General features: G+C 51.1%; 31 protein-coding genes. 23 read left to right on the top strand and 8 right to left on the bottom strand.

Annotated features, from left to right (window positions below; translation table 11 throughout):
- Nucleotides 1-20: 20 nt before the first annotated feature.
- The 14 genes from ACHZBS_RS08745 (at nt 21) to ACHZBS_RS08680 (ending at nt 6,917) form a co-directional block, all read left to right on the top strand.
- Nucleotides 21-389: a hypothetical protein gene (locus ACHZBS_RS08745; RefSeq protein ID WP_319406114.1), complete on the top strand. Its 369-nt coding sequence runs from the start codon at nt 21-23 to the stop codon at nt 387-389.
- Between the two features lie 157 nt (nt 390-546).
- Nucleotides 547-1,059, top strand: a complete 513-nt coding sequence (locus ACHZBS_RS08740; RefSeq protein WP_319406113.1) for a reverse transcriptase domain-containing protein — start codon at nt 547-549, stop codon at nt 1,057-1,059.
- A 58-nt stretch (nt 1,060-1,117) separates the two neighbouring features.
- Nucleotides 1,118-1,486 (top strand): 4Fe-4S binding protein, encoded by a 369-nt coding sequence (locus ACHZBS_RS08735; RefSeq protein WP_319406112.1) that lies wholly within the window; start codon nt 1,118-1,120, stop codon nt 1,484-1,486.
- A 143-nt stretch (nt 1,487-1,629) separates the two neighbouring features.
- Nucleotides 1,630-2,034 (top strand): GFA family protein, encoded by a 405-nt coding sequence (locus ACHZBS_RS08730; RefSeq protein ID WP_081429317.1) that lies wholly within the window; start codon nt 1,630-1,632, stop codon nt 2,032-2,034.
- Between the two features lie 480 nt (nt 2,035-2,514).
- On the top strand, nt 2,515-2,685 hold the full coding sequence (locus ACHZBS_RS08725; protein WP_394707978.1) for a BrnT family toxin: 171 nt from the start codon (nt 2,515-2,517) through the stop codon (nt 2,683-2,685).
- Nucleotides 2,669-2,923, top strand: coding sequence for a BrnA antitoxin family protein (locus tag ACHZBS_RS08720; RefSeq protein WP_319406111.1), 255 nt, complete (start codon nt 2,669-2,671; stop codon nt 2,921-2,923). Before ACHZBS_RS08725 ends, ACHZBS_RS08720 begins: the two co-directional genes overlap by 17 nt.
- Before the next feature lie 68 nt (nt 2,924-2,991).
- Nucleotides 2,992-3,219, top strand: coding sequence for a CopG family transcriptional regulator (locus ACHZBS_RS08715; protein ID WP_319406110.1), 228 nt, complete (start codon nt 2,992-2,994; stop codon nt 3,217-3,219).
- Nucleotides 3,220-3,326: 107 nt separating this feature from the next.
- On the top strand, nt 3,327-3,566 hold the full coding sequence (locus tag ACHZBS_RS08710; protein ID WP_319406109.1) for an ORF6N domain-containing protein: 240 nt from the start codon (nt 3,327-3,329) through the stop codon (nt 3,564-3,566).
- The gene (locus ACHZBS_RS08705) at nt 3,566-4,303 is read left to right on the top strand and encodes a transporter substrate-binding domain-containing protein (RefSeq protein ID WP_319406108.1); all 738 of its coding nucleotides are present in this window, start codon (nt 3,566-3,568) and stop codon (nt 4,301-4,303) included. The genes ACHZBS_RS08710 and ACHZBS_RS08705 overlap by 1 nt, the downstream gene beginning before the upstream one ends.
- A gap of 80 nt (nt 4,304-4,383) precedes the next feature.
- Nucleotides 4,384-4,635 (top strand): hypothetical protein, encoded by a 252-nt coding sequence (locus ACHZBS_RS08700; RefSeq protein ID WP_319406107.1) that lies wholly within the window; start codon nt 4,384-4,386, stop codon nt 4,633-4,635.
- Nucleotides 4,636-5,451 carry a site-specific integrase gene (locus ACHZBS_RS08695; RefSeq protein WP_319406106.1) on the top strand — a complete coding sequence of 272 codons (816 nt, stop codon included), beginning with the start codon at nt 4,636-4,638 and terminating at the stop codon, nt 5,449-5,451. It begins immediately after the preceding gene.
- Nucleotides 5,452-5,487: 36 nt separating this feature from the next.
- Entirely contained in the window at nt 5,488-5,994 is a 507-nt protein-coding gene (locus ACHZBS_RS08690; protein ID WP_319406105.1) for an ORF6N domain-containing protein, read from the top strand.
- Between the two features lie 155 nt (nt 5,995-6,149).
- A complete protein-coding gene (locus ACHZBS_RS08685) occupies nt 6,150-6,794 on the top strand; it encodes a PAS domain-containing protein (RefSeq protein ID WP_319406104.1) in 645 nt (214 codons plus the stop codon).
- A gap of 15 nt (nt 6,795-6,809) precedes the next feature.
- Entirely contained in the window at nt 6,810-6,917 is a 108-nt protein-coding gene (locus tag ACHZBS_RS08680; protein ID WP_394707977.1) for a BrnT family toxin, read from the top strand.
- A 288-nt stretch (nt 6,918-7,205) separates the two neighbouring features.
- On the opposite strand, the gene ACHZBS_RS08675 is transcribed toward ACHZBS_RS08680, so the two are convergent.
- Nucleotides 7,206-9,209 (bottom strand): methyl-accepting chemotaxis protein, encoded by a 2,004-nt coding sequence (locus ACHZBS_RS08675; RefSeq protein WP_319406103.1) that lies wholly within the window; start codon nt 9,207-9,209, stop codon nt 7,206-7,208.
- A 698-nt stretch (nt 9,210-9,907) separates the two neighbouring features.
- Entirely contained in the window at nt 9,908-10,273 is a 366-nt protein-coding gene (locus ACHZBS_RS08670) for a cache domain-containing protein (protein ID WP_319406102.1), read from the bottom strand.
- A 1,033-nt stretch (nt 10,274-11,306) separates the two neighbouring features.
- Here ACHZBS_RS08670 and ACHZBS_RS08665 point away from each other — a divergent pair.
- Complete coding sequence (locus tag ACHZBS_RS08665) at nt 11,307-11,660, top strand: GIY-YIG nuclease family protein (protein ID WP_319406101.1); 354 nt, start codon at nt 11,307-11,309, stop codon at nt 11,658-11,660.
- Nucleotides 11,661-11,953: 293 nt separating this feature from the next.
- A complete protein-coding gene (locus ACHZBS_RS08660; RefSeq protein WP_319406100.1) occupies nt 11,954-12,763 on the top strand; it encodes a transporter substrate-binding domain-containing protein in 810 nt (269 codons plus the stop codon).
- Between the two features lie 240 nt (nt 12,764-13,003).
- Here the strand turns inward: ACHZBS_RS08660 and ACHZBS_RS08655 are convergent, their stop codons facing one another.
- On the bottom strand, nt 13,004-14,416 hold the full coding sequence (locus tag ACHZBS_RS08655; RefSeq protein ID WP_319406099.1) for an MFS transporter: 1,413 nt from the start codon (nt 14,414-14,416) through the stop codon (nt 13,004-13,006).
- A gap of 501 nt (nt 14,417-14,917) precedes the next feature.
- Here ACHZBS_RS08655 and ACHZBS_RS08650 point away from each other — a divergent pair.
- On the top strand, nt 14,918-15,391 hold the full coding sequence (locus ACHZBS_RS08650; protein ID WP_319406098.1) for an EVE domain-containing protein: 474 nt from the start codon (nt 14,918-14,920) through the stop codon (nt 15,389-15,391).
- Between the two features lie 452 nt (nt 15,392-15,843).
- Here ACHZBS_RS08650 and ACHZBS_RS08645 read toward each other — a convergent pair whose 3' ends face one another.
- Nucleotides 15,844-16,761 carry a DMT family transporter gene (locus ACHZBS_RS08645; RefSeq protein WP_319406097.1) on the bottom strand — a complete coding sequence of 306 codons (918 nt, stop codon included), beginning with the start codon at nt 16,759-16,761 and terminating at the stop codon, nt 15,844-15,846.
- Nucleotides 16,762-16,813: 52 nt separating this feature from the next.
- Here ACHZBS_RS08645 and ACHZBS_RS08640 point away from each other — a divergent pair, with 52 nt between their 5' ends.
- The 4 genes from ACHZBS_RS08640 to ACHZBS_RS08625 all read left to right on the top strand — a co-directional run bounded on the left by ACHZBS_RS08640 (nt 16,814) and on the right by ACHZBS_RS08625 (nt 21,947).
- Nucleotides 16,814-16,999: a hypothetical protein gene (locus tag ACHZBS_RS08640; protein WP_319406096.1), complete on the top strand. Its 186-nt coding sequence runs from the start codon at nt 16,814-16,816 to the stop codon at nt 16,997-16,999.
- 87 nt (nt 17,000-17,086) lie between these two features.
- Nucleotides 17,087-19,792 (top strand): DNA polymerase I, encoded by a 2,706-nt coding sequence (gene polA, locus ACHZBS_RS08635; RefSeq protein ID WP_319406095.1) that lies wholly within the window; start codon nt 17,087-17,089, stop codon nt 19,790-19,792.
- A 35-nt stretch (nt 19,793-19,827) separates the two neighbouring features.
- Complete coding sequence (gene sppA / locus ACHZBS_RS08630; RefSeq protein ID WP_319406094.1) at nt 19,828-20,817, top strand: signal peptide peptidase SppA; 990 nt, start codon at nt 19,828-19,830, stop codon at nt 20,815-20,817.
- Between the two features lie 320 nt (nt 20,818-21,137).
- Nucleotides 21,138-21,947, top strand: coding sequence for a hypothetical protein (locus ACHZBS_RS08625; protein WP_319406093.1), 810 nt, complete (start codon nt 21,138-21,140; stop codon nt 21,945-21,947).
- Between the two features lie 38 nt (nt 21,948-21,985).
- On the opposite strand, the gene ACHZBS_RS08620 is transcribed toward ACHZBS_RS08625, so the two are convergent.
- A complete protein-coding gene (locus tag ACHZBS_RS08620; protein ID WP_319406092.1) occupies nt 21,986-22,183 on the bottom strand; it encodes a hypothetical protein in 198 nt (65 codons plus the stop codon).
- Between the two features lie 188 nt (nt 22,184-22,371).
- On the opposite strand from ACHZBS_RS08620, the gene queF reads away from it, so the two are divergent.
- Both queF and ACHZBS_RS08610 read left to right on the top strand, forming a co-directional pair.
- Nucleotides 22,372-22,776, top strand: a complete 405-nt coding sequence (gene queF / locus ACHZBS_RS08615; protein WP_319406091.1) for a preQ(1) synthase — start codon at nt 22,372-22,374, stop codon at nt 22,774-22,776.
- Complete coding sequence (locus tag ACHZBS_RS08610; RefSeq protein ID WP_319406090.1) at nt 22,773-23,711, top strand: hypothetical protein; 939 nt, start codon at nt 22,773-22,775, stop codon at nt 23,709-23,711. The genes queF and ACHZBS_RS08610 overlap by 4 nt, the downstream gene beginning before the upstream one ends.
- A 152-nt stretch (nt 23,712-23,863) precedes the next feature.
- Here ACHZBS_RS08610 and dusB read toward each other — a convergent pair whose 3' ends face one another.
- Genes dusB through ACHZBS_RS08595 form a run of 3 tightly spaced genes read right to left on the bottom strand, consistent with a single transcriptional unit; the run spans nt 23,864 to nt 26,096 of the window.
- A complete protein-coding gene (gene dusB / locus ACHZBS_RS08605) occupies nt 23,864-24,853 on the bottom strand; it encodes a tRNA dihydrouridine synthase DusB (RefSeq protein ID WP_319406089.1) in 990 nt (329 codons plus the stop codon).
- Nucleotides 24,850-25,734, bottom strand: a complete 885-nt coding sequence (locus tag ACHZBS_RS08600; RefSeq protein WP_319406088.1) for a DUF1848 family protein — start codon at nt 25,732-25,734, stop codon at nt 24,850-24,852. Before ACHZBS_RS08600 ends, dusB begins: the two co-directional genes overlap by 4 nt.
- 20 nt (nt 25,735-25,754) lie before the next feature.
- Nucleotides 25,755-26,096 (bottom strand): hypothetical protein, encoded by a 342-nt coding sequence (locus ACHZBS_RS08595; protein WP_319406087.1) that lies wholly within the window; start codon nt 26,094-26,096, stop codon nt 25,755-25,757.
- Nucleotides 26,097-26,369 lie beyond the last annotated feature (273 nt).

Genomic DNA, 26,369 nt, shown 5'->3' with positions numbered 1-26,369 from the left:
TCGATAACGGAATCATTCCCATGGCCGTATCCGATGATTACATGGATGGAAATGTAACTGCCTGGCCTCGGTCGGTTAAGGACTACAGCATTGCCCGCGAGTTAACCGACATAAAAGCTATCCTCAACTGGAGCGTCAAACGAAGGTCTCCGCTGTTTCCTTTCAACCCTGTGGGCGACTACCAGGGCTCCAGCAAAAAAGATAAAATCATCCTCCGGCACGGGTTTGTGACAATTGCCCTACATAATGGCACGGGTATCGGCATCCTTGGGGAAATTGTCGGATCCAGACCGGAGACGTTGTCAAAGCACAATCCGCATATGACATCGGCGATGCACCGGAACACCATGGATAAAATTTCCGGTCTCGGAATGGGTGACGACGCATAGCTTTTTTCGCTGATCACCGGACGCTATTAAAGCTTTGCATCAGCAACAGGCTGACCCCTTCAAATGGGTCTCCCTTTACTAATAGTCAAATAATTAGACGTCTAAACAGTCGCATAAACACTAATATGCAAGTGTTATACGACTGTTTAGACGCATAATGCGGATGCTGCAGGAGCGGATCGATGATGCAGCCTTTTTGAACCTGATCCGTAAATGGCTGAGAGCGGGGATACTGGATACGGACGGCAAGGTAATCCATCCGGAAACCGGCATCCTCCAGGGCGGCGTAGTGTCGCCGGTATTGGCCAATGTTTACCTGCATTTTACGCTGGATCTGTGGTTTGAGAAAGTGGTCAAGGCCCATTGCAAAGGAGATGCATTGTTGCTCCGCTATGCGGATGACTTTGTCTGCGCCTTTCAGTACCGGTCCGACGCGCGCCGTTTCTTCGATGTCTTGCCCAAACGGCTGGCCAAGTTTGGTTTATCTGTGGCGCCTGAGAAAACGCAATTGATGCGGTTCAGCCGGTTTCATCCAAGTCGAAGCCGACGGATAGTTTTCCTGGGTTTCGAGACTTACTGGTCCCATGATCAAAATGGATTGGTACGGGCAACCGAGGAACCGGATGCGCGAAAACCGCACGTCCGGGTCTGTGCGGGGGGCGCTGGGTAACCGGTGTTCCTACCGCGAGATAAAAGAGTACATAGAATAAAAAAGGAGATAAACCCAAATGCCATGGATAAATAAAGAATTGTGTACGGGATGCCAAATATGCGTCGATAAATGTTCTGTCGGGGCAATTTCGATGGAAGAAGAAATTGCCTTTATAAAAGAGGACGAGTGCATACGATGTGGAGTTTGTCACGATGTATGCCCAGAAGATGCAGTTCGTCATGACGGAGAACGAATCCCTGAAGAAGTGCAATCTAATTTAGCTTGGGCCAAAGGGTTGCTAACGCATGAATATTATTTAAATGATAAGACAAAACAAAAACAGCTTATCGAACGTTTGCAACGCTTTTTTACTAAAAATAAAAAGGTGGTTGAAAAAACCATTGAGCAGCTTGAAATTCTGCAGAATACGGAATACGCAGACTAAAACAAGGCCGGAAATAAAATCGGGGACAATAGTGATCTTGCATCGGACAGGTCTTACGATGCCGCTCCACTCCTGCAGGTACAAAACACGTTAGTCCAATAAAATCGGGGACAGGCCAATAGTGATCATGGAAAGTTTAATCTATGAGTATAAAGTCAGGATCATGCCTTTGTGGTGAGGTCACTTTCGAAATAGAAGGTGATTTTGATAATTTTTACCTTTGCCATTGTAGTCGGTGTCGAAAAGATACAGGCTCAGCTCATGGAGCCAATCTTTTTTCTTCTACTGCCAAGTTGAAATGGTTGTCAGGAGTCGACAAGGTCACAAATTTTACATTGCCTTCAACTCAACACAAAAAATCATTTTGCTCAATTTGTGGATCGGCACTTCCAAATATTCAAATGGGAGGTGAACTTCTGGTGGTTCCTGCTGGAAGCCTTGATTGTGATATCCACATCACACCCACCGCTCACATTTTTATTTCGAGCAAAGCAAATTGGGATAAAGATCTTCATAAATTCCCTATGATAGAAACTTTGCCGTCATAAGCATAAAACCACATAACAAAGCTAATTCAGCCGACGCAAAAAGCCGCGGTGCTGATTAGCAGAGTTGTGCATTTAAAAGTGGTATTCCAATAATGGTCAATTGGGAAAAGATAGACCGTATGATCAAAGTGACAGCGCCATTTATCTTATCAGAAGACGAACGGAAGAGAGTTGCAGCTATTGAGCAGGAAGCGTATGAGAAAAATTTGCATCGAATTAAGGAATTCGGGGACGTTCTTTACAAATTGTACAAACAAAAGTGACAACGGGGCAGGTCTCTAAATTTGACAAAAAACATTGCTAATTTGGGGACTCGGTACGATGGCGGCGTTCACCAATCAGCACTTGACACGTACATACATTAGTGCATGCATATTGTTTGCCATGTTTGAATGGGATAAACCAAAGGACAAGCAAAACCAGTTAAAGCACGGGATCTCGTTCGCCGATACCTTCGCGGTCTTTGACGAATAAAATTCCGTGACGATTGAGGACGCCAATTCCGATGAACAGCGATATATCACCATTGGGATGGACGCTTTCGGGCGCGTACTGGTTGTGGTTTATACCTGGCGAGGCGACAACATCAGAATTATATTTGCACGTAAAGCGGTGCGAAGCGAGGTGAACCAATATGAAAGCGAAATATGACTTCAGCCACGGCAAGCGTGGTGCCGTGCTTCCCGCATCAGGGAACAAGGTCCGGATCACCATCAGGCTTGACCGGGATATTGTTGATTGGTTCCACTCCAAAGTGGAGAAACAAAGAGGGGGGAACTATCAGTCGATGCTCAATGATGCCCTGAGAAAACACATGGAACATCAGGAACAACCGCTTGAAGAGATCCTGCGCCGCGTCGTTCGGGAAGAACTGCAGACTTCCCATTAAGTTAAAGGACACGGTGTCCCCGCATTTGACAATCGGCGTAGGATATTGGCGGAAAGGAAAGAAAATATATGACAGCCAAAATAAAATACACGGATGAACCCCTTGGAAAAGTAAATGTCATTTCCGACTTTCTTCCTTCGCCTGAAGAACTTGCTTTAAAGGACGAAACCGTCAAGGTCACAATTTCTCTAAGCAAAACGAGCATTGATTTTTTTAAAAAGGAAGCAAAGAAATATAATACTCAGTATCAAAAAATGATTCGCCGGCTTCTGGATGAATATTCAGCACATCAATAGCAGCGAGCCCATGACCTCGCCATGCACAAGGGTTGTAGGGCCCTGGGAGTCAGAGGGAGTGGCGGGACGTCCATTAATATATAAATATAACCAAAAGGATTTTCTCGTTGAATCAGCTTATATCCATAGATGATATCACTCAATGTATCTATACCGTTCGTGGAGCCAAGGTTATGCTGGACGGGGATCTTGCCGAGCTTTACGAAGTGGAAACCAAGGTTCTGAAAAGAAATGTGCGGAGGAATTTCGACCGGTTTCCCCAGGATTTCATGTTTGAACTGACTCCCGATGAATTCCAAAACTTGAGGAGCCGGATTGACACCTCAAGTTGGGGCGGTACCCGGTAATGAAAAAGATTTTTTTCTTTTGGCTGTTTTCTTTATTTACCATTCCCTCGTTTGCGCAAGATACGATGCAACTTGTATATTTTTCTGATGGGGCGCCTTTTTCCTGGGAAGAAAATGGCAAGATGACTGGCATTCTGGTCGACATTATTGAAGAAGCCATCCATACTCGGATGGGAATAATTGTTTCACATAAAGGGTATCCCTGGGCAAGGGCTCAAATGATGGTCAAGAAAGAAGAGGCGGATGCCTTTGTCACTGTTCCCACTTCTGAACGGCAAGCCTATACTAAAGTTAACAGTGAACCAGTTGTCCAGGTAACATTTACGCTGTTTACCCAAAAAGATAGCCCCAAAACCGAAGCTTTAAAAAAAGTAAAAAAAATAGATGACTTGAAAGGATTCACAGTCGGACATTATCTAGGAAGTGGTTGGGCGAAACAGAAGCTTAATGGCATGAAAGTGGATTGGACCCCCAATGTTTTCCAAACGTTAAAGAAATTAGCTGCCGGAAGGGTTGACGTCTTTGTGGATGCTTCCCAAGGGGTTTTATTTAATATCAAAAAATTTGGTTTTCAAGATCAGATTATTGAAATACCGAATGTACTTGATTCGGCCCCGTTTTATTTATGCGTCCGGAAAAACTCATCTTTCGTTATAATTCTGTCACAATTCGATGAAATAATTAAAGATATGCGCAATGACGGCACCTTAGAAGAAATCTATAATCGTTACAAATAAAGGGAGTTAGGGACGTTCTTTACAAATTGTACAAACCAGAGTGATAACGTGGTCCCTGGTGGTAGCGGAAGGACCGTCTGATGGCTGTAAGACAAAGAAAAGACGGGCGCTGGATCGTTTATTACCGTGATCCGGAAGGCATTAAAAAGGGCGTCGTCAATGAATACTTCGGACGCGGCCCGGAAGGCAAGCTCAAGGCTATCCAGCGCGATAGCGAACTTGGGTTAAAAACGCGCCGGCCGTCGAAAACCGGGCCCAAAGGACAAACTCTTTTTGATCTGTCCGTTCTTTACATGAAATACCGGGGGTTCAAGCCCCGACCGCTGGCATAATTGAAAATACGGCTCACGGCAATCACCCTGCCTCGGATCGGCCACAAACGAGCCGTCATGCTATCCGATGACGACATGGATAAATATGTGGCTTTCCGACGCCGGTCGGTTAAAGACAACAGCATTGCCCGGGAGCTGACCGACATCAAGGCCATCCTCAACTGGAGCGTCAAACGCAGGTCGCCGCTGATTCCTTTCAACCCGGTGCGAGACTGCCAAGGCCCCAGCAAAAAAGATGAAATCCTCCTCCCACCCACCCAGGATGAACTCAAGCGGATCTATAAAAATTCACCGGTCCACCTGCAGCGCTTCATCATGCTTTCCTTATTCATCGGCGCCAGGCCCGGCCGGGTAGAGATTCTATCCCTGCGCTGGCGGTCCGTCTCCTGGGATTCCGCCACGATCCTGATCATATCCGCCGAAAAGGGCGGGCCGGCGTCCAGGCAGGTGCCGATCCATAAAGATTTTTTTGAAACGCTCAAGAAATGGTTTGCCGCTGATGTTAAAAAATACGGGGAGTCCTTGGCCGACGCCATGCCCATCGCTCACTATTACGGTCGCCCCGTCAACTCCATTAAAAAGTCCTGGAAGTCGGCCCTTGAAAATGCGAAAATCACCAGGCGGATTCGGCCGTATGACCTGCGCCACCGTTTTGTGACCAAGGCCCTTCAGGATGGCGCGGATATCGGTACCCTGGCGGAAATGGTCGGGTCCAGACCGGAGACGTTGCGCAAGCACTACCAGCATGTGACATCGGCGATGCACCGGAACACTATGGACCAGATTTCCGGTCTCGGGATGGATGACGACGCATAGCATTTTCATTGGTCTTGTACCAAAAGGATTTTTTCGTTGAATCAGCTTATTGCCATAGATGATATCACTCAGCGTATCTATACCGTTCGCGAGGCCAAGGTCATGCTGGACAGAGATCTTGCCGAACTCTACGAAGTGGAAACCAAGGTTCTGAAAAGAAACGTCCGGAGGAATATCGACCGGTTTCCCCAGGATTTCATGTTTGAACTGACTCCCGATGAATTCCAAAACTTGAGGAGCAAGATTGACACCTCAAGCTGGGGCGGTACCCGTTATGTGCCCATGGCCTTCACCGAGCATGGGGTGGCCATGCTGTCAGGAATTTTGAATAGCAAGAAAGCGATCCGGGTGAATATCCAAATCATGAGGGCCTTTGTACAGCTTCGGCACCTGGTCATCGATCACGCTGAATTGAAGCGCGAACTGGAAGCGCTGCGCAGCCAGACAGAGGAACGGTTTCAAGTGGTTTTCACCGTTTTAGACAACCTGGTTTCGGATGAAAATGGATTAAACAAAAAGATTGGCTTTATCGACAAAAAATAATCTTATCGGCTATTCTGGAATTTGAGGTGCCAGATTGGCACCTCAAGTCGAAAACGATCGGCAGCTTGATGTCACCCATGCCGATCGCTCATTATTTCGGCCATCCCATTACAGCATAGAAAAGTTGCTCTAAAAAATCTTGTGCCGGTAAACCTATGCCCTTCCCAAAAAAATCAAACGAAAAACTTATTGAAGCGCTTATATCGGCCATGCCTGAACCGTTCCTTATTATCGATGAGGACGGATACTATGTTGAAACCCTGGGAGGCGTTGACCGGAAAAAATACCATAACGGTCAACATCTTATAGGCAAGCGCATGCATGATGTCATGGACAAGGAACTTGCGGATCGATTTCTGGGCCAGATAAAAAAAGCGATTAAATCCGGACAGGTCCTGGATTACGTCTATGAGCTCTCGGCCAAGGATATAAAAGGTTCGGAGACCCTTCCCGGTCCCGAGGGTCAACTGTGGTTCGAAGCACATATATCGCCGATTAAAAAGATAGAGGGCCAAAAACGCATGGTCGTCTGGGTTGCGTCTAATATCACCAACTTGAAAAACACAATCATCGAAAAAGAATCTTTGATAAGCCAACTTCAAAAGGCTATCGGCGAAATTAAAACCTTAAGGGGCATTTTGCCCATATGTTCATTCTGTAAGAAAATCAGGGATGATAAAGGATACTGGAACCAGCTTGAAGACTACCTCAATGAACACTCTCATGCGGACCTGAGTCATAGTGTTTGCCCCGACTGCGCCAAGATACATTACCCGAAGTATTATAAGGCCAAAGACTGAAGTCCTCCACTTCAGATGGGCCAAAACGCTTTCGAACGCCTATTGGTTGTGGTTTATACCTGGCGAGAAGACACCATCAGGATTATTTCCGCACGTAAAGCTGTGCGAAGCGAGGTGAGGTGAAACAATATGAAAGCGAAATATGACTTCAGCCATAGCAAGCGTGGTGCCGTAATTCCCGCATCAGGGAATAAAGTCCGGATCACCATCAGACCTGACACAGAATTTTGAACACTCCTGGGCCCGGGACCCGTTTACCGGCAGGTTCATCAAGGAATGCACCAAGAGAACGGGAAACCCGATGTTCGGATTCGAGTTGTGATGGAGTGTTTCCAGTTTTGGGTTCTCTGAGCGACAATCAAGAAGCAGCGGGAACCGGTCTTGAAATGTTCCCGCTGCTTTTAATGTCGTTTAGATCTTGAACTGGTCTACCATCTGTTTCAGATGCTCCGAAAGCTTGGAAAGCTCCTGGGAACTCAGGTTGACCTGGCCGCTGCTGGTGGACATCTCATTCATGGATACACTGACACCGGCGATGTCCCGGGAAATTTCCGCGGCCACCGACGAGCTCTGGTTGACGTTTTCGTTGACTTCCTGGATGCCCTGGGAAGCCTGGGCCACGTTGGTGGCGATCTCTTTGGTGGCTGCCGATTGCTGCTCGACGGCCGATGCGATATTGGACACCACATCGTTGACGTCGGTGATCACCTTGGTGATCTCAGAGATCTGGCCCACGGTCATGGAGGTGGTCCCCTGAATCGCCCCGATTTTTTCCTTGATGTCCTGGGTGGCGGCGGCGGTCTGCTTGGCCAGTTCCTTGATTTCGTTGGCGACCACGGCAAACCCCTTGCCGGCCTCGCCGGCGCGGGCCGCCTCGATGGTGGCGTTCAGGGCCAGCAGGTTGACCTGCTCGGAGATGTCGGTGATGGTCTCGATGACCTTGCCGATGGAATTGGCAGCAATCCCCAACTGGTCCATGTTGGCCGAGGCACTGGACGCCTTGTGCGCCGCCTCGTCGGAGATTCCCCTGGCTTTTTCGGCATTTTTGGCAATTTCGTCGATGGTGGAGGACATCTCCTCGGACGCCGTGGCCACCATGTTGGTGTTGGTGGCCGACTGCTCCATGGCCGCGGCCACGGTGTTCATGTTGGCGCTCATCTCTTCAGCGGCGACGGATACGGTGTTGGCCTTATCCGAAACATCCTGAGTCCCCTGGGTCATCTGTTCGGAGATCGCCGACAGTTCGGTTGAGGAGGAGGAGAGCGTGTTGACCCCTCCGGCGATATCCTTGATGATGCCTTGAAGCTTTTCGATAAATGTGTTGAACCACTTGGCCAGTTCTCCGACTTCGTCGCGGGTGTTGACTTCCAACCGCATGGTCAGGTCGCCTTCACCCTGGGCGATGTCCTTGAGGCCGGCAACGGCGGCGTTGATGGGCCGGACAATACCCCGAGCCGCAAATAGGATGGCAAAGGCCGTAATCAGGCCTGCAATCACTGCCACCATCATGTTCGAATTGCGGATGGAGTGAGATGTCGCCAGAAACTCATCCTGGTTCTGAGTGGCGCCAATGGACCAACCGTTCACGCCCACCGGAGCAAATCCCGCAATTTTAGGAGTACCTTTGAAGACGTAAGCTTCCACGCCGGTTTCACCGGCCATCATCCTTTTGTTTATCGGGCTCATTTCGACGATGCCGGAGGCATCGAGTTTCAGGACAAATTCTGATTTCGGATGGGCCATAAACAGGCCTTTTCTATCGATCATATAGCCATAGCCAGTTTCGCCGATTTTACGACTTGAAATCACTTCCGTAAAAAATTCGGCCTTGATAACCAATCCGAACGTTCCAAGAAATTTCCCGTCGCTGTTTTTTATTGGAACACAGACAACGGCTATAGGCTTGCCGGTGCTTTGCGAAATTACAATCTCGCTAAAAACCGGGTTGCCCCCTTGTTTGGCCGCCAGGAAATAATCACGACTCCCAATATTGACACCTTTATATTCCTTGCCGCCTTCAAGCACGCCCGTATAGAGTTCGCCGCGGACATCGGTGAGAAAGATCCCCTGATAATGCTCGCCTATCTTGTGAAATTGCCGGCCCAGATCGGCAAAGATTTCTCCAATTCCAGATTGATTGGTCTCGACGCCAGTTTTATCAACAGCCTCGCTCAGGTTAACAATCCTTTCCTGGCTGGCCACAGCTGCGGCCTTTTCCATTTCAGATTCAATAATCGTGCGGGTCAATCGTGCCAGATCCGATGCTATCCCCTGGGCCTGGTGCTGAGATAAATCCATCAGCGCGGATTTAGCTTTCGAAAAAGACAGATACCCCACAATGATTAAAGGAATCAGAACTGCGGTTACGCCGCCGACAATCAGTTTTGAAGAGATGGACCGAAGATTGAGTTTCATTTAAGGTGTTCCTTATCAAGTATATAAATTTTGAATACGACCATAAAAAAGGATCAGGAAATAAATTGAAACTTGATCCGCCATGCAAATGGGTTATCGACATGTTCTTACGTAACTTTAAAAAAATGGTAATTTTCCAGGGAGTGGCGGTACCTGAAAAAAGGTAGGCTACAGAATCCGTTAGTCTGCCTTTTCACGGTGAAGTCAGATTTTCATTTTTGGATAATATTGTGGAACGAATCAAATGCTTTACGATAAGGACTCAGCCAGTGGCCATAGGTCTATGGTTTCAGTATGGCGGGACCCAATGGCAGATTGGCTTGACAGATTCGCTCCTTTCTCTGGCCAGGGTCAAGCATCGTCGTTTCCTGAAAACATTACCGTAGGTAGGCATGTCTGCAATATTTTAAATCGTGCGATGATAAATGGTAACCGCATAAATTAAAACAGCTAACGGGTGAGCCAAAACTGAAAAGGCCGTTCACAAAATATCGTGAACGGCCTTTTTGATTAAAAGCTGAGATTGGGTCGATGAATCTTTAAAGAATCAGACTGAATGAAAATCTAAATGCCTATTGTCAACACCCGACATGCAAGAAACTCGTGCGCGAATATTTCGGTCGCCGTCCGGATGCCGAGACCCGGACCGACAGCATAACAGCGAACCGAATCGGCGACGTTGGGGAGTTTTCCGGTTTTTAGTAGAATTCACCCGGCGCCATGACGTAGAAACCGGCGCCAACAAAATAATTGGTGTCCGGCACCCGATAAATGAAGGTGTGTTTGGGCTTGGAAACATCCTTTCCGGGAACCGTCCAATCGTATTTGACCCAGCCTTTTCCTTTTTTAGCGGCATTGATGAAATCCACAAACATCGGTTTTCCGTTCACATCTTTTGTTTCAAGCAATCCATTTGATTTTGTCATCTCAGGATGGATCGGATGGGCCAGCATCCGGCAATCCATATTCATGAGAAAAACGTAACTGACGCCATCGTTCCAGACGAAACGGTTATTCTGGCTTGAAATTTCCTTAATGGCGGTATCGATTCCTTTTGATTTCACTAATTCCGCCGCCTCTTTGCATTTCAGAATACAATCATCCCGCGTACCTGCTAAAACGGTGGATATCAGACCGAAAATCAAAAAAAGAACTCCCGCTGCCGCAATTGCATTACGTTTCATGTTTTCTCCATTGTATTTTGGGTGGATTGTTTTTAATGCCCCTTAAGCTCGTTCTTATTTGCTTAAGACCAAGGAATATTTTTCGGCACTTGTGGAGAGAACTTTAGGGAAAAAATGATTTTTTTTAGTCGACAACTTCAGGTGTTTTATATCATCCTGAAATATGTGATGATTTATTAAAACCGAAATTCTGTTAAAAACCACGGAACCAATTTTACCCGGGCTTTTTTCGTCTTGTACATTTGCTAAAAAATCCAGGCTTTGCTATGGTTTCTTTTGAACATTCCTTGGAGTGGCCGCGTTCCAATAGATAGACAAATCAAATAATTAACCAAGCCCATGTCGCCGTATCGGGGTGGTGCCTGCAGGTGTCCGGGCTTGAACATGAAAGAATAAATCCACCCCTCCAAAGGCAGTCCTGCCTGCATTTGGAATTTTCCATGGAACCGGATCGCGATAATATGCACCGCGTACGTGAAATAGCAGAACATGCGGTACTTCCAAGCCCCGAAGCGATACCCGACGATCCCGGGCGTCCGACCGGGCAATTCAGGATTTACTTTCAAATCGCATGTCATACCGCCATCGCTGCTTTCTGCTTGGCGGTAATTTTTTAGGGGTGATCGTTGATGTCTCCTCCATCGGCCGAGGCTGGCCCAAAAAGCCGGCGATCTTGCCCAACGGTACCTTCGGAGGCCTGGCCATAATCCCGCAACAGTATCGGCTGGATTCGGTGAGTTTGTCGTCGAACGGGGTGTCATTGAGGTCGGTATTGAAAAAAATCAATTTTGCCCGAAAATTCCCTAATTATCAACTTATCATGGCAGAATCGCCGAATACCCCGGCGGTTACCTGTTAAAACACGAAAAACAGTAAGTTGATATTTTTTTTGAACCAGACTACAGGAGCATAAATGAACAGGAAAGAGTTGATAAACGACTATAAGCAAACCATTCAGCCTATGGGAATCTACCAAATAAGGAACATGATAAACGGAAAAATATTTATTGGAAGTTCAAAAAATCTCAAGGGAATCATCAATCGCAACAAATTCCAACTGAAAAATGGTCTCCATATGAATAAGGCAATGCAAAGAGATTTTAATGAAGTTGGTGCGGAAAGTTTCACTTTCGAAATAATAGACCAGATAAGACCAAGGGATGACATGAAAGGTGATTACACCGAAGAACTTCAACTGCTTGAAGAAATGTGGATAGAAAAGCTTCAACCTTATAATGAAAAAGGATATAATACGAAAAACTGCTAACATCTCATTCAAGATTGACGGGCAGGGTCGGACGGGTTTTTCTATAAACAATTCTGAAGGCTCCGGTGTTCCTTGGGCGTTTTATCATACGTACTTCCTTCCCCCACCTTTACTCACCGGGCATCCCGGACGATATACGGTACCCAAAAAAGTATAGGAGCTGAACTCTCTCAGGCAAAGCGTCCATCCACAAATCGCTGCTACCAGCTGACGACGACATGAAGCCCCAGAGGACAGAATTGGCAAGGGTACCCAAACGTACCTATAAGTTGAAAGAGACGAAAGAGGGTTTCATGGGGAAAATAAAGGCTGCATGTTTTGTCGGCATTTTGTTTTTTTCCACAATCCCTTTTGCTGATTCTGTTCATGCCGATCAGTTACTGGTGATGGCATTCAATGACACCACTTCCAAACCTTGGAAATGGAAGGATAATGGAAAATATATAGGTCCCTTTATTGATGTCATTCAGGAAGTTGCAGACCGTAGCGGGATCAAGGTGATGTTGGTACCCTTGCCGTGGAAAAGAGCCCTGAAAATGATTGAAGAGGGAACGATTGACGGTTCTTTTGGGGGGTACAAGACTCCTGAACGAGAAGCATTTGCCGTTTTTTTAGATACTCCTCTGAGTTGGGCGGTATTATCGATTTTTGTCCGAAAAGGGGAAGAGTTTTCTTTTCAGAAAATCGAAGATCTGTATGGAAAAAGAATTGGTATTGTACGTGGATATACTACCAGCGAGGAATTTGATCACGCGATGAAAGAGGGAATGATACCCGTGAGCGAATCAGGGAATTATGGCAGTCTGGTAAAAATGCTTGACGGTAAAAGAATCGAAGCGATTGCAGGAGTAACTTCCACGCTCCAGGCTCATTTTGCAGATATGAACCTTACAGAAAGATTCGTGAGGTTGCCTCATCCGATCACAGCACCCAAACCGATTTATATTTGTGTATCCAAAAAATCAAAAATCTTCAACCGTGAAAAAACTATTGCCAAAATGAATCAGGCGATGAAAGACATGGAACAAGAAAATGTTTTTGAAAAAATCTCACAAAAATATGGCTATAACAAATGCATTATTTTCGGCTGCATATTAAAATGAGATAGGGATTTATTTGGTATAAGCTAAAGTGTTCTACAAATTATATGCCGTTTTTGGGTTCTATAAGAGTAACATATCTGAAAATATAACAGGTTGCCTTTTCCAGACCCTATCGGCTAAGCGGTTTTCCGGGCATTGCGGCTTACGAGTTGGCGGTCTGGGTGTCGTTACCGGATGATCGCCGGCACCCAGCGCGCCTGAACGATCCTTCCCGGATAAACGCCTGTTCTGCCGTGCTTATTATTTCCGCAGCCGCCCCCGGAACATGGAAAAAAAGATTCCTACCGTGCACAGGCCCACTGACACTGCGAACACCACCCGGGTACCGCTGAGAAATCCGGCATAGCTGTCCGGCGTAATTGCCCGGTGGCCAACGAGCAGGGTGAGCACGGCGGTGGCAATCGCCATGCTCACCATCTGCCCCAACAGCCGCATGGTGGCCACGGCGCCGGAAGCGATGCCGTAATCCTTTTTGGCCACGGCGCCCATGATGGCGCTCATGTTGGGCGACGAAAAAAGCGCGAACCCGAAACCCAGCAGCACCAGGTTGCCGACGATCCCGGTGACGGAGGAATTAGTGTGAAGCTGCGTGAAGACGGCCATCCCCAAGGCGGTGATGGTCATTCCCCCCGTGGCCAGCAGGCGAGGTTCCACGCGGTCGGAAAGGCGCCCGGCCAGTGGTGAGAAAATGGCCATGATCACCGGCTGGGCCATGAGTACAACGCCTGCAGTTTGCGGCGTCATGCCCTTGATGTACTGCAGGAAGAGGCTCATCATGAAAGTGACGGCAAAAGTGGCCGAGTAGTTGAGCAGGGCGGCCAGGCTGGAGAAGGTGAAGGTGCGGTTTTCCACGAACAGCGACACTTCGAAGACCGGGTGAAGGGAGCGGCGCTGCTGCCTGAAAAAAATTACCAGCCCCAACGTTCCGGCTGGAATCAGCGTGCATCCCAGAGGTGAAGGCATCACCGTGGCGCCGTAAACCAGGGAGAGAATGGCCCCGGCGTAGATCAGGCATCCTACCATGTCCAGTCTCCGGCTGCGGGGATTGGCCCATTCACCCTTGAGAAAGGCATGGGTGACGGCGATGGAACCGACCCCCAACGGAAACATGGCCACAAAGATGCTGCGCCAGCTGAACTGCTGGGTCAGAAATCCGCCGATAAACGGCCCGACCGAAAGCCCTACGTAGACGGCCGAAACATAGACGCCGATTGCTCGGCCGCGTTTGCGGGGCGGGAAGATGGAGGTCAGGATGGCCATGCCGGTGGTCACGAACAGTGCTGCGCCCAGGCCTTGGATCACCCGCAGGAAGAGAAACCAGGCGGTGGTGTGGACAAGGGCCGCAGCCGTCGCCCCGGTTGTGTAGACGATCAGGCCGATGCTGAACACCTTCTTGTGGCCGTGGATGTCGGCCAGCTTGCCGGCCGGAATCAGGCCGACGGCCATGGCCAGCAGGTAGGCAGTCGCCACCCAGCCCAACTGGACGGCCGTCATCCTCAGATCTTTTTGGATGGCCGGCAGAGCCACATTGACCGATGAGATCATGAAGGGGCCCATGAATGAGGTCAAGGTGGCCACGAACAGGGCGGATCGTTCCAGGGCAGTTTGCTTTTCCGGCGCGGGTGGTCTGGTTGGATCTGGATTGGGCTTCACTATCATCCTGTCTTTCTGTCGGCGGCAAACGGGCGTTCGACGTCGCTCGTTTTGCTATTATGATTCCAACGTGAGGCTTGCTTTTCATTATCACCGATCAAGGCGTTTCTTCAACGCAAAGCATTGGCGTATTAAGGGGAGCCTGTGTTGCGTGGGAGCGGCTTCCACCAGCAATTATCCACGTAGAATCGCGGCTGGAAGCCGCTCCTAAAAAACCCTTCTCATTTTTGAGAACATTTCTTAAAATAAATGCGCTTTCGTGTTGCTGATATCCCAGAACGAGCAGGGATCCATTAGAAGAGACACGCAACGATCCCACCACAGCAGTTATACACTTGAAACACAAAGTAAAATCGGTTAGGGTATATTTTCTTATAAGTTCAAGCTGTTAGGTTCCTGTTTGTATCGATCTGTATTTGTCAATTCAGTAAAGAGCACGCCATTTTTTTGAGATCGGCCCTGCAGGCGATCACAGTTTCAGGCCTCCCAAAGGAGCGACAAATGAACTATTGGCTGATGAAATCCGAACCGTCGGTGTTCAGCATCGATGATCTGAAAAAAATGCCGGACCGTACGGAACACTGGGACGGCGTGCGCAATTACCAGGCACGCAACATGATGCGCGACCAGATGAAGGTAGGCGACCGCGCCTTCTTTTATCATTCCAACTGCCATGTGCCGGGGATCGTCGGGCTGATGGAAGTCGTGCGTGAAGGTTACCCGGACCATACGGCCTTTGACCCCAACAACAAGTATTTCGACGATAAAAGCAATCCGGACAAACCGCGCTGGTTTATGGTCGACGTCAAATACATCCGCCACACGAAGCGAGTTATTCCCCTGGCCGAACTAAAGGCACCAGCGGCACTTGAAAACATGCCGCTGGTGCGCAAAGGGAACCGACTCTCCCTCATGCCGGTTTCCGAGACCGAGTGGCACTATATTCTATCAATTGAGAATCGACCGGTGCAGTAAATCGACATAGCTGTATTCCTTACAGATGCTGTGGAGCTTGCATCGGATTTCATTGAGAATAATTGGGATTCAGTATCCACAGTGCTAATTATTGACCACAAAAGTCCTCGGCCCTGGAGGGCCTGACTCGCCGGGTCCTTTTAAATTTAATGGAGGGCGACATAAAGTGTGATCGCTGCAACCAGACGATTGAACCTATAGAGGAAAGGGAACACCTTGGACAAACCCTTTGCGAGGACTGCTACATCGATGTGCTTACGCCGCTACAAACCTTCGATCCATGGGCCGTGCACAGCGCCAAGACCTATGAAAAACACGCCGGGAAAAACCAGATGCTGACCCCATTTCAGTCGGAGATGCTGAAGATCCTAAAGGAGAATGGCCCGATGGAGCCAACACGATTGCTGACGAAACCGGGCACAAACCCAAGGTTTGCCATTTGGGGACAGATCCTACCCAATAACCGCTTCTGATCGTATTTTTGCCACCATTCCGTAAAGCTGGGAAACCAGCATTCCCGTGAACATCAGTGAACACCCAATTATTCCTCTGCCTGACATCACTTCTCCAAGGATAAGCCATCCGCCCACGGCGGCGAAAACCGCTTCGAGGCTAAGCAGAATGGCAGCATGGGCCGGATGGGCGTGGCGTTGGGCCACTACCTGAAGGGTGTAAGCCACTCCCACGGACAGGACTCCGCCGTAGATGATGGGCAGGGCTGCGGCAGCGACGTCTACAACGCTGGCGGTCTCTATCATCACGGCCGTCATCAGGCTGGTCACGGCGCACACCATGAACTGAATGAAAGCCAGCCGCAGGGAATCAGTTTTAGGGGAGAGCCAGCCGATCAGATGGATATGGCAGGCCCACAGCACGGCTCCGATCAATTCCAACAGATCGCCGAAGGAGACGGTGAAGTCTTCGTTGACGCTGAGCAGGTACATACCGACGGCAGCCATCAATGCACCGCCCCACGTACCTGCGTTGGTGCGTTGGCCCCACAACAGCCCCATGATGGGGACGATTACCACATACAGGCCGGTGATGAATCCCGCTTTGCCGGCGGTGGTGTAGACGAGCCCCACCTGCTGCAGGGACGCGCCGGCGAAAATGGCCAGTCCGGCCAGTCCGGCGTAATAAACAAGGTTTTTGTTCTGGATCGGGTTGCGGCCTTGATCTATTTGGGGCGGATTTTTGCGGTTGCCGTAAACAAATGGAACCAACACCATGGCGCCGAGGCAAAAGCGGATGCCGTTGAAGGTGAACGGTCCCACATGATCCATGCCCATCCGTTGGGCTACAAAGGCAAAGCCCCAGATGACGGCGCTGAGGAGGAAGAGCAGATCGGATTTCAGGTGTTGTTTAGGCATCTACTGGTTCCCGAACCCGTTTTGGCCGCCGCAATCCGGACACTGCCAGGTTATGCCATTGCAGGACATGCCCCACACATTCTCATACATGCAGTCCTGGCAGATCAGGAAACCGCAACGGCAGCTCCAGCAGAAGAGAACTTCTTTCGAGCAGCAGTGGCATATTTTCGGTCCTTTCTGCCGTCGCCGGTATCGTCTGGCCGGCCGGGTTGTAGTGTCGTTCATCGCTTATCGCTAACTATCTGAAGTCTTGTCGTTTAAGATGGTTAATGCTACCATGCGGCCAACATGCCGAAACGACATTAACTAATGCAGGAGCACCTTCGTGTCAACGCCAATTGAGCCGGACTTGAAACAGACGACCCCGACGCTTTACCTGATCGATGGCAGCGCTTACATTTACCGAGCCTACCATGCAGTGCGGGGGCTTTCCAACAGCAGTGGACTGCCCACCAACGCCACTTTCGGGTTTACCCGTATGCTGATCAAGCTGATGGCGGACCGATCCCCGGACCATGTGGCCATGTTTTTCGATGCCAAGGGCCCCACCTTCCGCCACGACCGCTATGCAGCGTATAAGGCCAACCGGCCGCCGATGCCCGAGGATCTGGTTCAGCAGTTGCCCTGGATCCGCAAGATCACGGAGGCGTTTAACATCCCAGTATTCGAGATGCCGGGATACGAGGCAGACGACCTCATCGGCACGCTGGCCCGCCATGCAGAAAAAAACGGGTTTCGCGTGGTCATGGTTACCGGGGATAAGGACTTTATGCAGCTGGTAACCGAGCACTGCACGATCTGGGATCCCATGAAAGACAAGATCCTCGATCCTTCCGCCATCCGAGAAGCCTTCGGCCTTGAACCTGAGCAGATGATTGACGTGATGGGCCTGTCCGGTGATACGGCGGACAACATACCCGGCGTTCCCGGTATCGGCCAAAAGACGGCCGTGGACCTGATCAAAACCTTCGGCAGCATGGATGGGGTTTTCGTCGGTATCGACACCATCACCAAGAAAAAGCAGAAGGAAAATCTGATCGAGTTCAAGGAGCAGGCCCTGTTGAGCCGCGAACTGGTGACCATTGACCGGAATGTGCCTGTCGAATTCGAACCGGACCGTTTGAAAGCGCGGGTGCCCGACGATGAAGCGTTGACCCGGCTCTTTGCCGAGCTGGAGTTCAGGCAGCTGCAACAGGAATATGCCTCCCAAGACCCATCTGTCGAGCGGCATTATGGCGCCATCCTGGAAATGGATGGCCTGGATGAACTGGTGCGCCGACTGGAAGGTGCCAAACGGTTTGCCCTGGATACGGAAACCACATCAGTGGATCCTATGCGGGCACGACTGGTGGGGCTTTCGTTTTGCCTTACCCCCGGTGAGGCCTTTTATATTCCGGTGGGGCACAACTATCTGGGTGCCCCCGAACAACTTCCGCTGAAGGCCGTGTTGGAACGTCTGCAGCCGGTGCTGGCCAACCCTGACGTCGAAAAGATCGGCCAGAACATCAAGTATGACTGGATGGTGCTGCGGCGTCACGGCGTCGACCTGGCCGGTGTCAACTTTGACACCATGGTGGCTTCCTACCTGATCGATCCCGGCAAGCGGGCCCATGGTCTGGACCAGATTGCCCTGGATTACCTGAGACACAAGAACATCACTTACGCCGAAGTGGCGGGAAAGGGAAAGACTGCCGTTACCTTCGACCAGGTAATTGTGGAAAAGGCAGTCCCTTATGCCTGCGAGGATGCCGACATCACCCTGGCCGCTCACGATGTGTTCGTTCCCCTGCTGAAAGAAAATGGACTGACAGAACTGATGGAGCAGGTGGAGATGCCCCTGCTGCCGGTTCTGCTGGAGATGGAGATGACCGGCGTCTGTGTTGACCGGGACCGGCTGCATGATCTGTCAAAATCCTTTGCCGGACAGCTGGACATTCTCGAACGTCAGATTTACGACCTGGCCGGTGAGACGTTCAATATCAATTCATCGCAGCAGATGGGACGGATCCTGTTTGAGAAACTGAACCTGCCGGTCCAGAAAAAAACTAAGAAAAAAACCGGCTACTCGACGGATGTTGAGGTGCTTACGACGCTGGCCCGCAGCCACGAATTGCCCGCCCTGGTACTGCGCCACCGGACGCTGGCCAAACTCAAGTCCACCTATGCCGATGCCCTGCTGGAACTGATTCACCCGGAAACCGGACGCATCCATACCTCTTTTAACCAGACCGTTGCCGCCACCGGTCGACTGAGCAGCAGCGACCCCAATCTGCAGAACATTCCCATCCGCACGGAAGAGGGCCGGGAAATCCGAAAGGCCTTCGTACCGCGCGAGGGCTGGCAGTTGCTTTCAGCCGATTACTCCCAGATCGAGCTGCGAATCCTGGCCCATTGTTCCGAGGATCCGATCCTTATCCAGGCTTTTAAAGATGATGAAGACATTCATACCCGAACGGCCACCGAGGTCTTTCAGATCTTTCCCCAGATGATCAACGACGAGTTGCGGCGGCAGGCCAAGGCCATCAACTTCGGCATCATCTATGGTATGAGTGCCTTCGGGCTGGCCCGGGAGCTGGAAATCAGCAACAAGATGGCCCAGACTTATATCGACCACTATTTTTCCCGCTACCAGGGCGTCAAGGCCTTCATCGACAAAACCATCGAGACGGCCCACACTACCCGTAAAACCAGCACGCTGTTAGGTCGTATCCGTCAGCTGCCGGATATCGCCAGCACCAATCGCAACGTGCGCCAGTTTGCCGAGCGCACCGCCATCAACACGCCCATCCAGGGCACCGCCGCGGATCTGATTAAACTGGCCATGATCGGCGTGGACCGGGCACTGCGCAAAAAGCGAATGAAAACCGCCATGCTTCTTTCCGTGCATGATGAAATGATATTCGAGGTACCGCCCGATGAACTTGACGATGCAAAAGCGCTGGTTCGGGAAGGCATGGAAAACGTTTGGGAGCTGGCCGTTCCCCTGAAAGTCAACATGGCCTGCGGACAGAACTGGGCCGAGGCCCACTGATAGGGCCTGAAAGTGAATTACCCCGGAGGTTTGATATGAAAAAATGCACCGACCTTATGTTCACCGGTCTTTTTGCAATCCTGCTTGTTGCTTGCGCCAGCCCACGCATCACCCTCTTTTCAGATGCCTCCGATCCGCTGCGGGAGGTGACGCTCGACGGCACGGCGGATGACAAGATCCTGATGGTTCCCATTACCGGCGTCATCACCGATTCCCCCAAGAGCCGGGTCACGCGGACGATGCCCGGCATGGTGCAGGAGGTCGTCTCCCATCTGCGGCTGGCTGAAAAGGATGACCGTGTCAAGGTCGTACTGTTCAAGATCGATACCCCAGGCGGCACCACGACGGCCAGCGACATTCTTTACCATGAAATTGCTGCATTCAAACAGCGCACCGGTAAGAAGGTGGTCGTCTGTATGATGAACCTGGCTACTTCCGGGGGCTACTATGTGTCCCTGCCGGCGGATGTGATCATGGCCCATCCCACCACGGTTACCGGCTCGATCGGTGTGATCCTGATGCGGCCTCAGGTGTCGGGGCTCATGGAAAAGATCGGTGTGGACGTGCGGGTGAACAAATCCGGTGAGAATAAGGACATGGGATCGCCGTTCCGCGCCATCACGCCAGCCGAGGAGAACATGCTGCAGGACCTGGCCGATGCATTGGGCCGGCGGTTCGTCGATCTGGTGAAACAGCACCGGGGACTGGAGGGCGAACGCCTGGCCACCGTTGCCGATGCCCGGATTTTTTTGGCCGAGGATGCCCTTGCAGCGGGTCTGGTGGATAAGATCGGTTATCTTCAGGACGCCATCGCCGATGCCAAAGCGCTCGCCGCCCTCAATCCCGACGCCCGGGTAGTGGCCTATCGGCGAACCGATTACCCCAACGACAATTTTTACAATACCCTCACCAGCGGCACCCATGCCAATCTAACGCCGATGGTGGACATGGGTCCCATCGGCGACCTGCTTTCCCTGGATGCCGGCTTTTACTACCTCTGGCCCCAGGCATTGGATGCTCCCTGATTTTTTCTTCTTATACAACGGGTTAGGGGAACATTGATCAACCCAACGAGACAGCCCTCAATGGCTTTGTTCTCTTGTTCTGTCTTTTAACACAGAATCCATTTTTAGATTAAACTTCATCTGACTACGACCGATACAGCTATTAAGATCGTGTGGAACACGCATCCTGAAACAGCAGCGGTGACCATTGGTGGTCAGGTAAGAAGGTAATCTACCCGTCTGTGGCCCACTTTTCGAAACTGGGGTGATCTACCGGAAACCGATCACAAAAAAAACCCAATGAGAACAGAAGGTTCTCCTTCAAAAGAAAGGCGTTTAGAATGAACCCGATTGCCCATCAAGAATCATTTGCCCCATTTCCCCATGGGGCCTTCGTCGGCGGCAAAAGCTACCAGGCGGAACAGACCAGAGCCGGATCCATGTCCCTGAACCAGAGTACGGACCTTACCATCACCACCGACGAGGGGGACACGGTCACGCTCAGCATGGCTTCTGCCGTGGAGGCCAACGCCGGCATTTACCGCAGCGATTCCTATAAGGACGGCTGGGCCGTATCCTCCCAAACGGCATTTTTCGAATTCTCCAGCAGCCAGAACATTGCCATTGAAGTCACCGGGGATCTCAATGAATCGGAACTGGAAGATATTCGTAGGGCCATGAAAGCCATCGGTTCCATGATCGATGATTTTCTTTCCGGGGATCTACAGGAAATGGCCAAGGATGGGGAACTACTGATGGAACTGGATACCATCTCCAGTCTGGAAGCGGCGTTTTCCCAGGAGAGGCAAGTCGTATATGCCGAGCAGGAGAAGGTCCAGATCAGCGGCATGGCAGCGGAAAAGGACGACCATTCCCACCGCCGTGGCCATGGCCGCATCCAGCGGCTGATGAATCGCATCGACCGCTTGACCGACGACATGACCGATAAAGTCAAAGGCTTCCGCGGCCACCGCAAGCAGCTGGCCAGATCGGTTGAGGATCTCTTCGGCCGATACCGAAACGGTGAAGTGGACAGCGCGCCTACAGACAAAATGAGCCGGGATGTGGTTCAGACCCTGCAAACGTCGTTTGTTCAGAAAATTCAGACTCTCAGCGAATCGGTCAGCTTCAACCTGACCTACGCTGCCTGATCTGTACCCACACAACCCATCATTTCGGGGGGGGTTGTCTATCCGGCAGCCTCCCCGGAATTTTCATCTTCTGTTTCCGGAGCCGCCGAGAGCCTCACGGTTTCATCCACCGCCTGGTAGATGGCCTTGAAGGCTTCCGGAAAGCCCGTGGGTGAAATCCGACCGGTTTCAATGAACTTGACAACGATCTCTTTGGTGGCCCGAAGGATCTGCTCGTCTTGGCTTGCCTTTTTCATCAGCACCCGCCTTTACGGATCATATTATTAAATATATTGACCTGTTAACAGGAAGCCTGCCGTAAGTCAACCGCAGCCTGCCGACAGAGACGGTCCCTGTCCGAAGCGGAAAGGGGCAACAGAACGTTTGACACGGTTTCCGCCATCCTTTAATAAGAAGCCCCAACAGTAACCGATTGGAGAGGCCCATGAAATCCTATGATCACACTGTCCGCTACACGGTGGATAAGCCGGACATCGTTACCACCGATGTGCTTGATCCCATCGACTATCATTATAAGGGTAAACGGGATATCGTCATCACCATTTCTCAGCCGGAATTTACCTCGGTCTGTCCCATGACCGGCCTACCGGATTTCGGCACTATCACTATCCGGTATACGCCGGACAAGTTAATAGTCGAACTGAAGTCTTTGAAATACTATCTGCTTCAGTTTCGCAACGTAGGCATGTTTTATGAGCACGTGTCCAATCGGATCCTCGATGATCTGGTGCAGGTGCTGAAACCCAAGGTGATGGAAGTGACCGGGCATTTCACATCAAGGGGCGGGTTGACCGCCGATGTCTGTGCCCGATATGAGGCGACATCATGATTGCTATGGTTGGGCGGAAAAAAATCAGACTGCTGTTGTCGCTGCTGGTGGTGTTCTCGCTTTCCGGGTGCGGGATTTCCTCCTCTTACCGGCCCGCGGAGCAAAAGACCATTCGCGATTTTCCCGAGAGCAGCAAATACCGGAAATCGGTCGGCGTTCTGGCGCTGTCCAATGCGACCATTTTTACCAGTGCGCAGGTGTCTTCACCATTTTTGGCAGCTTTTTTATCCAGCCTGGAATTGAATGCTTCCAATGCGGTGTTAATGGTGCCGGGTAAAGCAGACGTCCCTCCATTCTTGTGGAACCCGCCGCGGATCGCCAACAGAGACATCGATGTGTTCACCCTGTCAGGACTGGCCCGGCAGGAAGGCATGAACGCCGTGGTGAGCCCCGTGCTCATGGATATTCGGCTTCGTACCCGGAAGACGGGCTTCTGGTTTTTTAAAGATGTGGCCTACAGCATTCAGATTCAGACGGCGGCGGCGGTATATGATGCGGCGACGGGCGCTCGTTTGGCCTTAAGAATCCTGACCGATGAAGTCGATGTCGACGAAGACCAGGCCGGCATCATCCGCAACGGACAGGAAGCACAGGTTGACGATCTGGTCACATTAGCCGAAGAAATGGGCGAAGAACTCGGCGAACAGATGGGCGATGCCATCAAAGACAGCAAATGGGTATCTGCCGTTGCTTCCATCGAGGACAGCTCCTGCGTCCTTATGGCCGGTAGCGAGGTGGGCATTGAGGTAGGAGATCGGTTCAGCGTGCTGGATGGCAGCGCGATCCTGACCGGCGTAGATGGCCAGCGTTACATCGTACCCGGACTAAAAATCGGCGAAATTATCATCAGCCGAGTGTCGCCCCGGCAATCTTCCGGGACACCCGAATCGGGGGAAATACCTCCGGTTGGCAGCATATTGATTCCGGGGCGATAGGTTGCAGCCATCCGGCAATGGCATCTTTCGGTCCAGGCCGGGGTTTTCACCCACTTGAAATCCTCTACGTAAAGCGGCTGCGCCTATGTTTTTTGGCTCTGCGGCGTTGGCCTGAACCAAAAATCTATCATTTCGGTACAGACGCGACGAATCTATTTGTAAATTAATGTCTCTGCTTCTACTGAAATCGATTCAGCGTATTTCCGGATCAGTTCCGTGGCTTCCTTTTCTGAAGCGATAAACCGGATTGCGCTGCGGAACTGTCCGGCGTTGCGCATGCTCTTCACAAACCAGCACAAGCGACTGCGCATCATTCGGCAGGCCGTTTTTTCCCCCAGATAGCGCACCGAGTCCTGCAGGTAGCCGATCATCATGTCGATGCGCTGGCCATCATCCGGCGCCGCAGCCGGCCGGCCCTGGGCTACCGCCAGCATCCCACCGAAGATCATGGGATTACCGATAGCGGCCCGTCCAACCATCACCCCGTCACAGCCGGTTTCATTTAACATGCGTAGTGCATCTTCAGGCGCCGATACGTCCCCGTTGCCGATCACTGGAATGGTCAGGGCCTTTTTGACCGCGGCGATGATCGACCAGTCCGCCTCTCCCCGAAAACCCTGGGTGGCCGTACGCGGATGAACGGCGATGGCATCCACCCCGCAACCTTCGGCCAGCCGGGCGATCTCTATGGCCTGTTTCCCGGATGGTTCCCAGCCGGCTCGGATCTTGATGGTCACGGGGATGGAAACCGCCTTTCTCACCGATTCGAGGATCCGTTGGGCCAGCGGCGGGTTTTTCATCAAGGCCGATCCCGAATTGCTTTTAAGGATCTTCTTTACCGAGCAGCCGAAATTGATATCCACAATATCGGCACCGGAGTCTTGGACAATACGGGCTGCATCGGCCATAACCTGTGGGTCAGAACCGAAAAGCTGCACCGATAACGGCTTTTCCTCGGGAATGCTGTCCAGCAGTTGCACGGTTTTGCCGGAACCGTACACCAGACCGTTGGAACTGATCATTTCCGAGCAGACCAGCCCACAACCGGCCCGTTTGGCCAGCAGCCGCAGGGGCAGGTTGGTGATGCCGGCCAGCGGTGCCAGCACGGTGAAATTGTCGGTTTCAACGGAACCGATTTTCATTGGTGGCGCCTTTGGTCACTGGCGGGATTGGCATAGCAGAACTGGCAGTTGTGGTGGCAGGGATGAAGGCTGTAAGAACCCACATCCATTGAAACGGTGCATTCGCATCCCGATGCTTTTCGTTGGCCGGAATCCGGACGAAGGGAGACCCTGCCACCATGAACCCCCATGATCCGTTGGCCGGAAATGCAGGCCCCTGCCTTGATGGTGGATTCCGGGGGCAGCTGTCCGAGAGTGTTTTTTTCACAGCACAGGGCCAGCCCAATGCCCAGGGGCGACAGGGCTTTTTCCATGTTCAGCAGAATTTTTACTCGCTCAGCCGCCGGCGGTTCGACAAAGGTTATCCGGTTTCGGGTTCGCCGCTCAATTTTTCGATAGTGGTCCATGAAACTGGTGGTGCAGGTGTCGATACCGCATTCCCCTGCTGCTGCGGCGATGGTTTCGAAATCATCGAGATTGGTCAGGTTCGTGCCCGAATGCGTGGAGAAATGGCAGATGGGGTCGAAGCGCCATTGTACCGATGCACTCCCGAACCGGTGGCAAAGCTGCCGGAGTTGGCCAAGCCGTTGATCCAGGTCCGGCACACCCGGCTCCAGTATCGGCGATCGTGAATTGACGGTGAAGTTGAAAAACAGGTGGTAACCCTCGTCCCGGAGGTGCTCTCCGTAGCGGCCTGCCAGAAATGGCCCGAAGTTTTTGGACCAGAATACCATAGTGTGGACCCGTTCCGGTGATACGATGACCTGCCTGGCCTGCCGGTTGAAGGGATTGATCACCTCGATGAATCCCCGGGCCACCTGATCCATGAACCAGGTCATATAAAAGGCCGGAATGTCCGTTCTTCTGGAAACGGACAGAATTTGTTTCAGTTCACCGATCATGACAATAAGGTTACGCTGATTTAGCGTTTAAGCTTGTCGGCCAGGGAGATCACTGTGCCCTTGCCATTGGAAGGGATGGGTTGTTCTCCGGGAACGTCTTTGGGGAGATCGTTCTTTTCCAGCGCTGTTTCCGGGCAGACGACCCGCTCCAGACGCATCCGTTTTCCGTTCATGGTAAACTCGTCGCCCTTGATATACCGGTCCCGCAGAATCCATGTGACCACCTGCAGTGGAATCTGAAGCATAAGCAATTTCACATGGTACCAGTCCGGTTTGTTATCGGGAAGAATCTCTTCAATCCTGGCGAAGCTCAAGGGTTGGTCCTCAAAATGAATCAGCACGATATCGTTTGTTGTGGCCATATAAAGGTCCTTTGGGGGTTGCTGAAATGCAGCGCCAAGTCCTTCCACGAAGGTATAGATAAACTGTTGATGAAAAAACCAAATGTCAATGTTCGACTGTCAAACAGCGGTGATTTTTTCGCCAGATGCATCTGGTGAATGGGCCTCATCTATAGGGGGCGAAATCAGCGCTGTCAACACGGGAACGAAACGCGGGTTAAAAGCGTTGACCTGAAAAAGCATATGCCCTAAAATTAAAGTTGATTCCGTTTTGGGATATCCCTGACGCAAGGA

It is taken from the genome of uncultured Desulfosarcina sp., assembly GCF_963664155.2.
In the GTDB taxonomy this organism is placed as follows: Bacteria; Desulfobacterota; Desulfobacteria; order Desulfobacterales; family Desulfosarcinaceae; genus Desulfosarcina.
Note: the sequence above shows the minus strand (reverse complement) of the source record. Positions and strands in the feature narration are given on the sequence as shown.

What these genes read in the sequence shown, in the direction of transcription:
- ACHZBS_RS08700 (WP_319406107.1), top strand. Translation starts at nt 4,384, where the DNA reads ATGGCTGTAAGACAAAGAAAAGACGGGCGCTGGATCGTTTATTACCGT.
- ACHZBS_RS08595 (WP_319406087.1), bottom strand. Translation starts at nt 26,096, where the DNA reads ATGGCCACAACAAACGATATCGTGCTGATTCATTTTGAGGACCAACCC.
- ACHZBS_RS08625 (WP_319406093.1), top strand. Translation starts at nt 21,138, where the DNA reads ATGAACCCGATTGCCCATCAAGAATCATTTGCCCCATTTCCCCATGGG.
- ACHZBS_RS08745 (WP_319406114.1), top strand. Translation starts at nt 21, where the DNA reads ATGGCCGTATCCGATGATTACATGGATGGAAATGTAACTGCCTGGCCT.
- ACHZBS_RS08620 (WP_319406092.1), bottom strand. Translation starts at nt 22,183, where the DNA reads ATGAAAAAGGCAAGCCAAGACGAGCAGATCCTTCGGGCCACCAAAGAG.
- ACHZBS_RS08730 (WP_081429317.1), top strand. Translation starts at nt 1,630, where the DNA reads ATGAGTATAAAGTCAGGATCATGCCTTTGTGGTGAGGTCACTTTCGAA.
- ACHZBS_RS08740 (WP_319406113.1), top strand. Translation starts at nt 547, where the DNA reads ATGCGGATGCTGCAGGAGCGGATCGATGATGCAGCCTTTTTGAACCTG.
- ACHZBS_RS08650 (WP_319406098.1), top strand. Translation starts at nt 14,918, where the DNA reads ATGAACTATTGGCTGATGAAATCCGAACCGTCGGTGTTCAGCATCGAT.
- ACHZBS_RS08680 (WP_394707977.1), top strand. Translation starts at nt 6,810, where the DNA reads ATGGGCCAAAACGCTTTCGAACGCCTATTGGTTGTGGTTTATACCTGG.
- ACHZBS_RS08715 (WP_319406110.1), top strand. Translation starts at nt 2,992, where the DNA reads ATGACAGCCAAAATAAAATACACGGATGAACCCCTTGGAAAAGTAAAT.
- ACHZBS_RS08645 (WP_319406097.1), bottom strand. Translation starts at nt 16,761, where the DNA reads ATGCCTAAACAACACCTGAAATCCGATCTGCTCTTCCTCCTCAGCGCC.
- ACHZBS_RS08600 (WP_319406088.1), bottom strand. Translation starts at nt 25,734, where the DNA reads ATGATCGGTGAACTGAAACAAATTCTGTCCGTTTCCAGAAGAACGGAC.
- ACHZBS_RS08610 (WP_319406090.1), top strand. Translation starts at nt 22,773, where the DNA reads ATGATTGCTATGGTTGGGCGGAAAAAAATCAGACTGCTGTTGTCGCTG.
- sppA (WP_319406094.1), top strand. Translation starts at nt 19,828, where the DNA reads ATGAAAAAATGCACCGACCTTATGTTCACCGGTCTTTTTGCAATCCTG.
- ACHZBS_RS08665 (WP_319406101.1), top strand. Translation starts at nt 11,307, where the DNA reads ATGAACAGGAAAGAGTTGATAAACGACTATAAGCAAACCATTCAGCCT.
- queF (WP_319406091.1), top strand. Translation starts at nt 22,372, where the DNA reads ATGAAATCCTATGATCACACTGTCCGCTACACGGTGGATAAGCCGGAC.
- ACHZBS_RS08660 (WP_319406100.1), top strand. Translation starts at nt 11,954, where the DNA reads ATGGGGAAAATAAAGGCTGCATGTTTTGTCGGCATTTTGTTTTTTTCC.
- ACHZBS_RS08685 (WP_319406104.1), top strand. Translation starts at nt 6,150, where the DNA reads ATGCCCTTCCCAAAAAAATCAAACGAAAAACTTATTGAAGCGCTTATA.
- ACHZBS_RS08640 (WP_319406096.1), top strand. Translation starts at nt 16,814, where the DNA reads ATGCCATTGCAGGACATGCCCCACACATTCTCATACATGCAGTCCTGG.
- ACHZBS_RS08720 (WP_319406111.1), top strand. Translation starts at nt 2,669, where the DNA reads ATGAAAGCGAAATATGACTTCAGCCACGGCAAGCGTGGTGCCGTGCTT.
- ACHZBS_RS08675 (WP_319406103.1), bottom strand. Translation starts at nt 9,209, where the DNA reads ATGAAACTCAATCTTCGGTCCATCTCTTCAAAACTGATTGTCGGCGGC.
- ACHZBS_RS08735 (WP_319406112.1), top strand. Translation starts at nt 1,118, where the DNA reads ATGCCATGGATAAATAAAGAATTGTGTACGGGATGCCAAATATGCGTC.
- ACHZBS_RS08705 (WP_319406108.1), top strand. Translation starts at nt 3,566, where the DNA reads ATGAAAAAGATTTTTTTCTTTTGGCTGTTTTCTTTATTTACCATTCCC.
- dusB (WP_319406089.1), bottom strand. Translation starts at nt 24,853, where the DNA reads ATGAAAATCGGTTCCGTTGAAACCGACAATTTCACCGTGCTGGCACCG.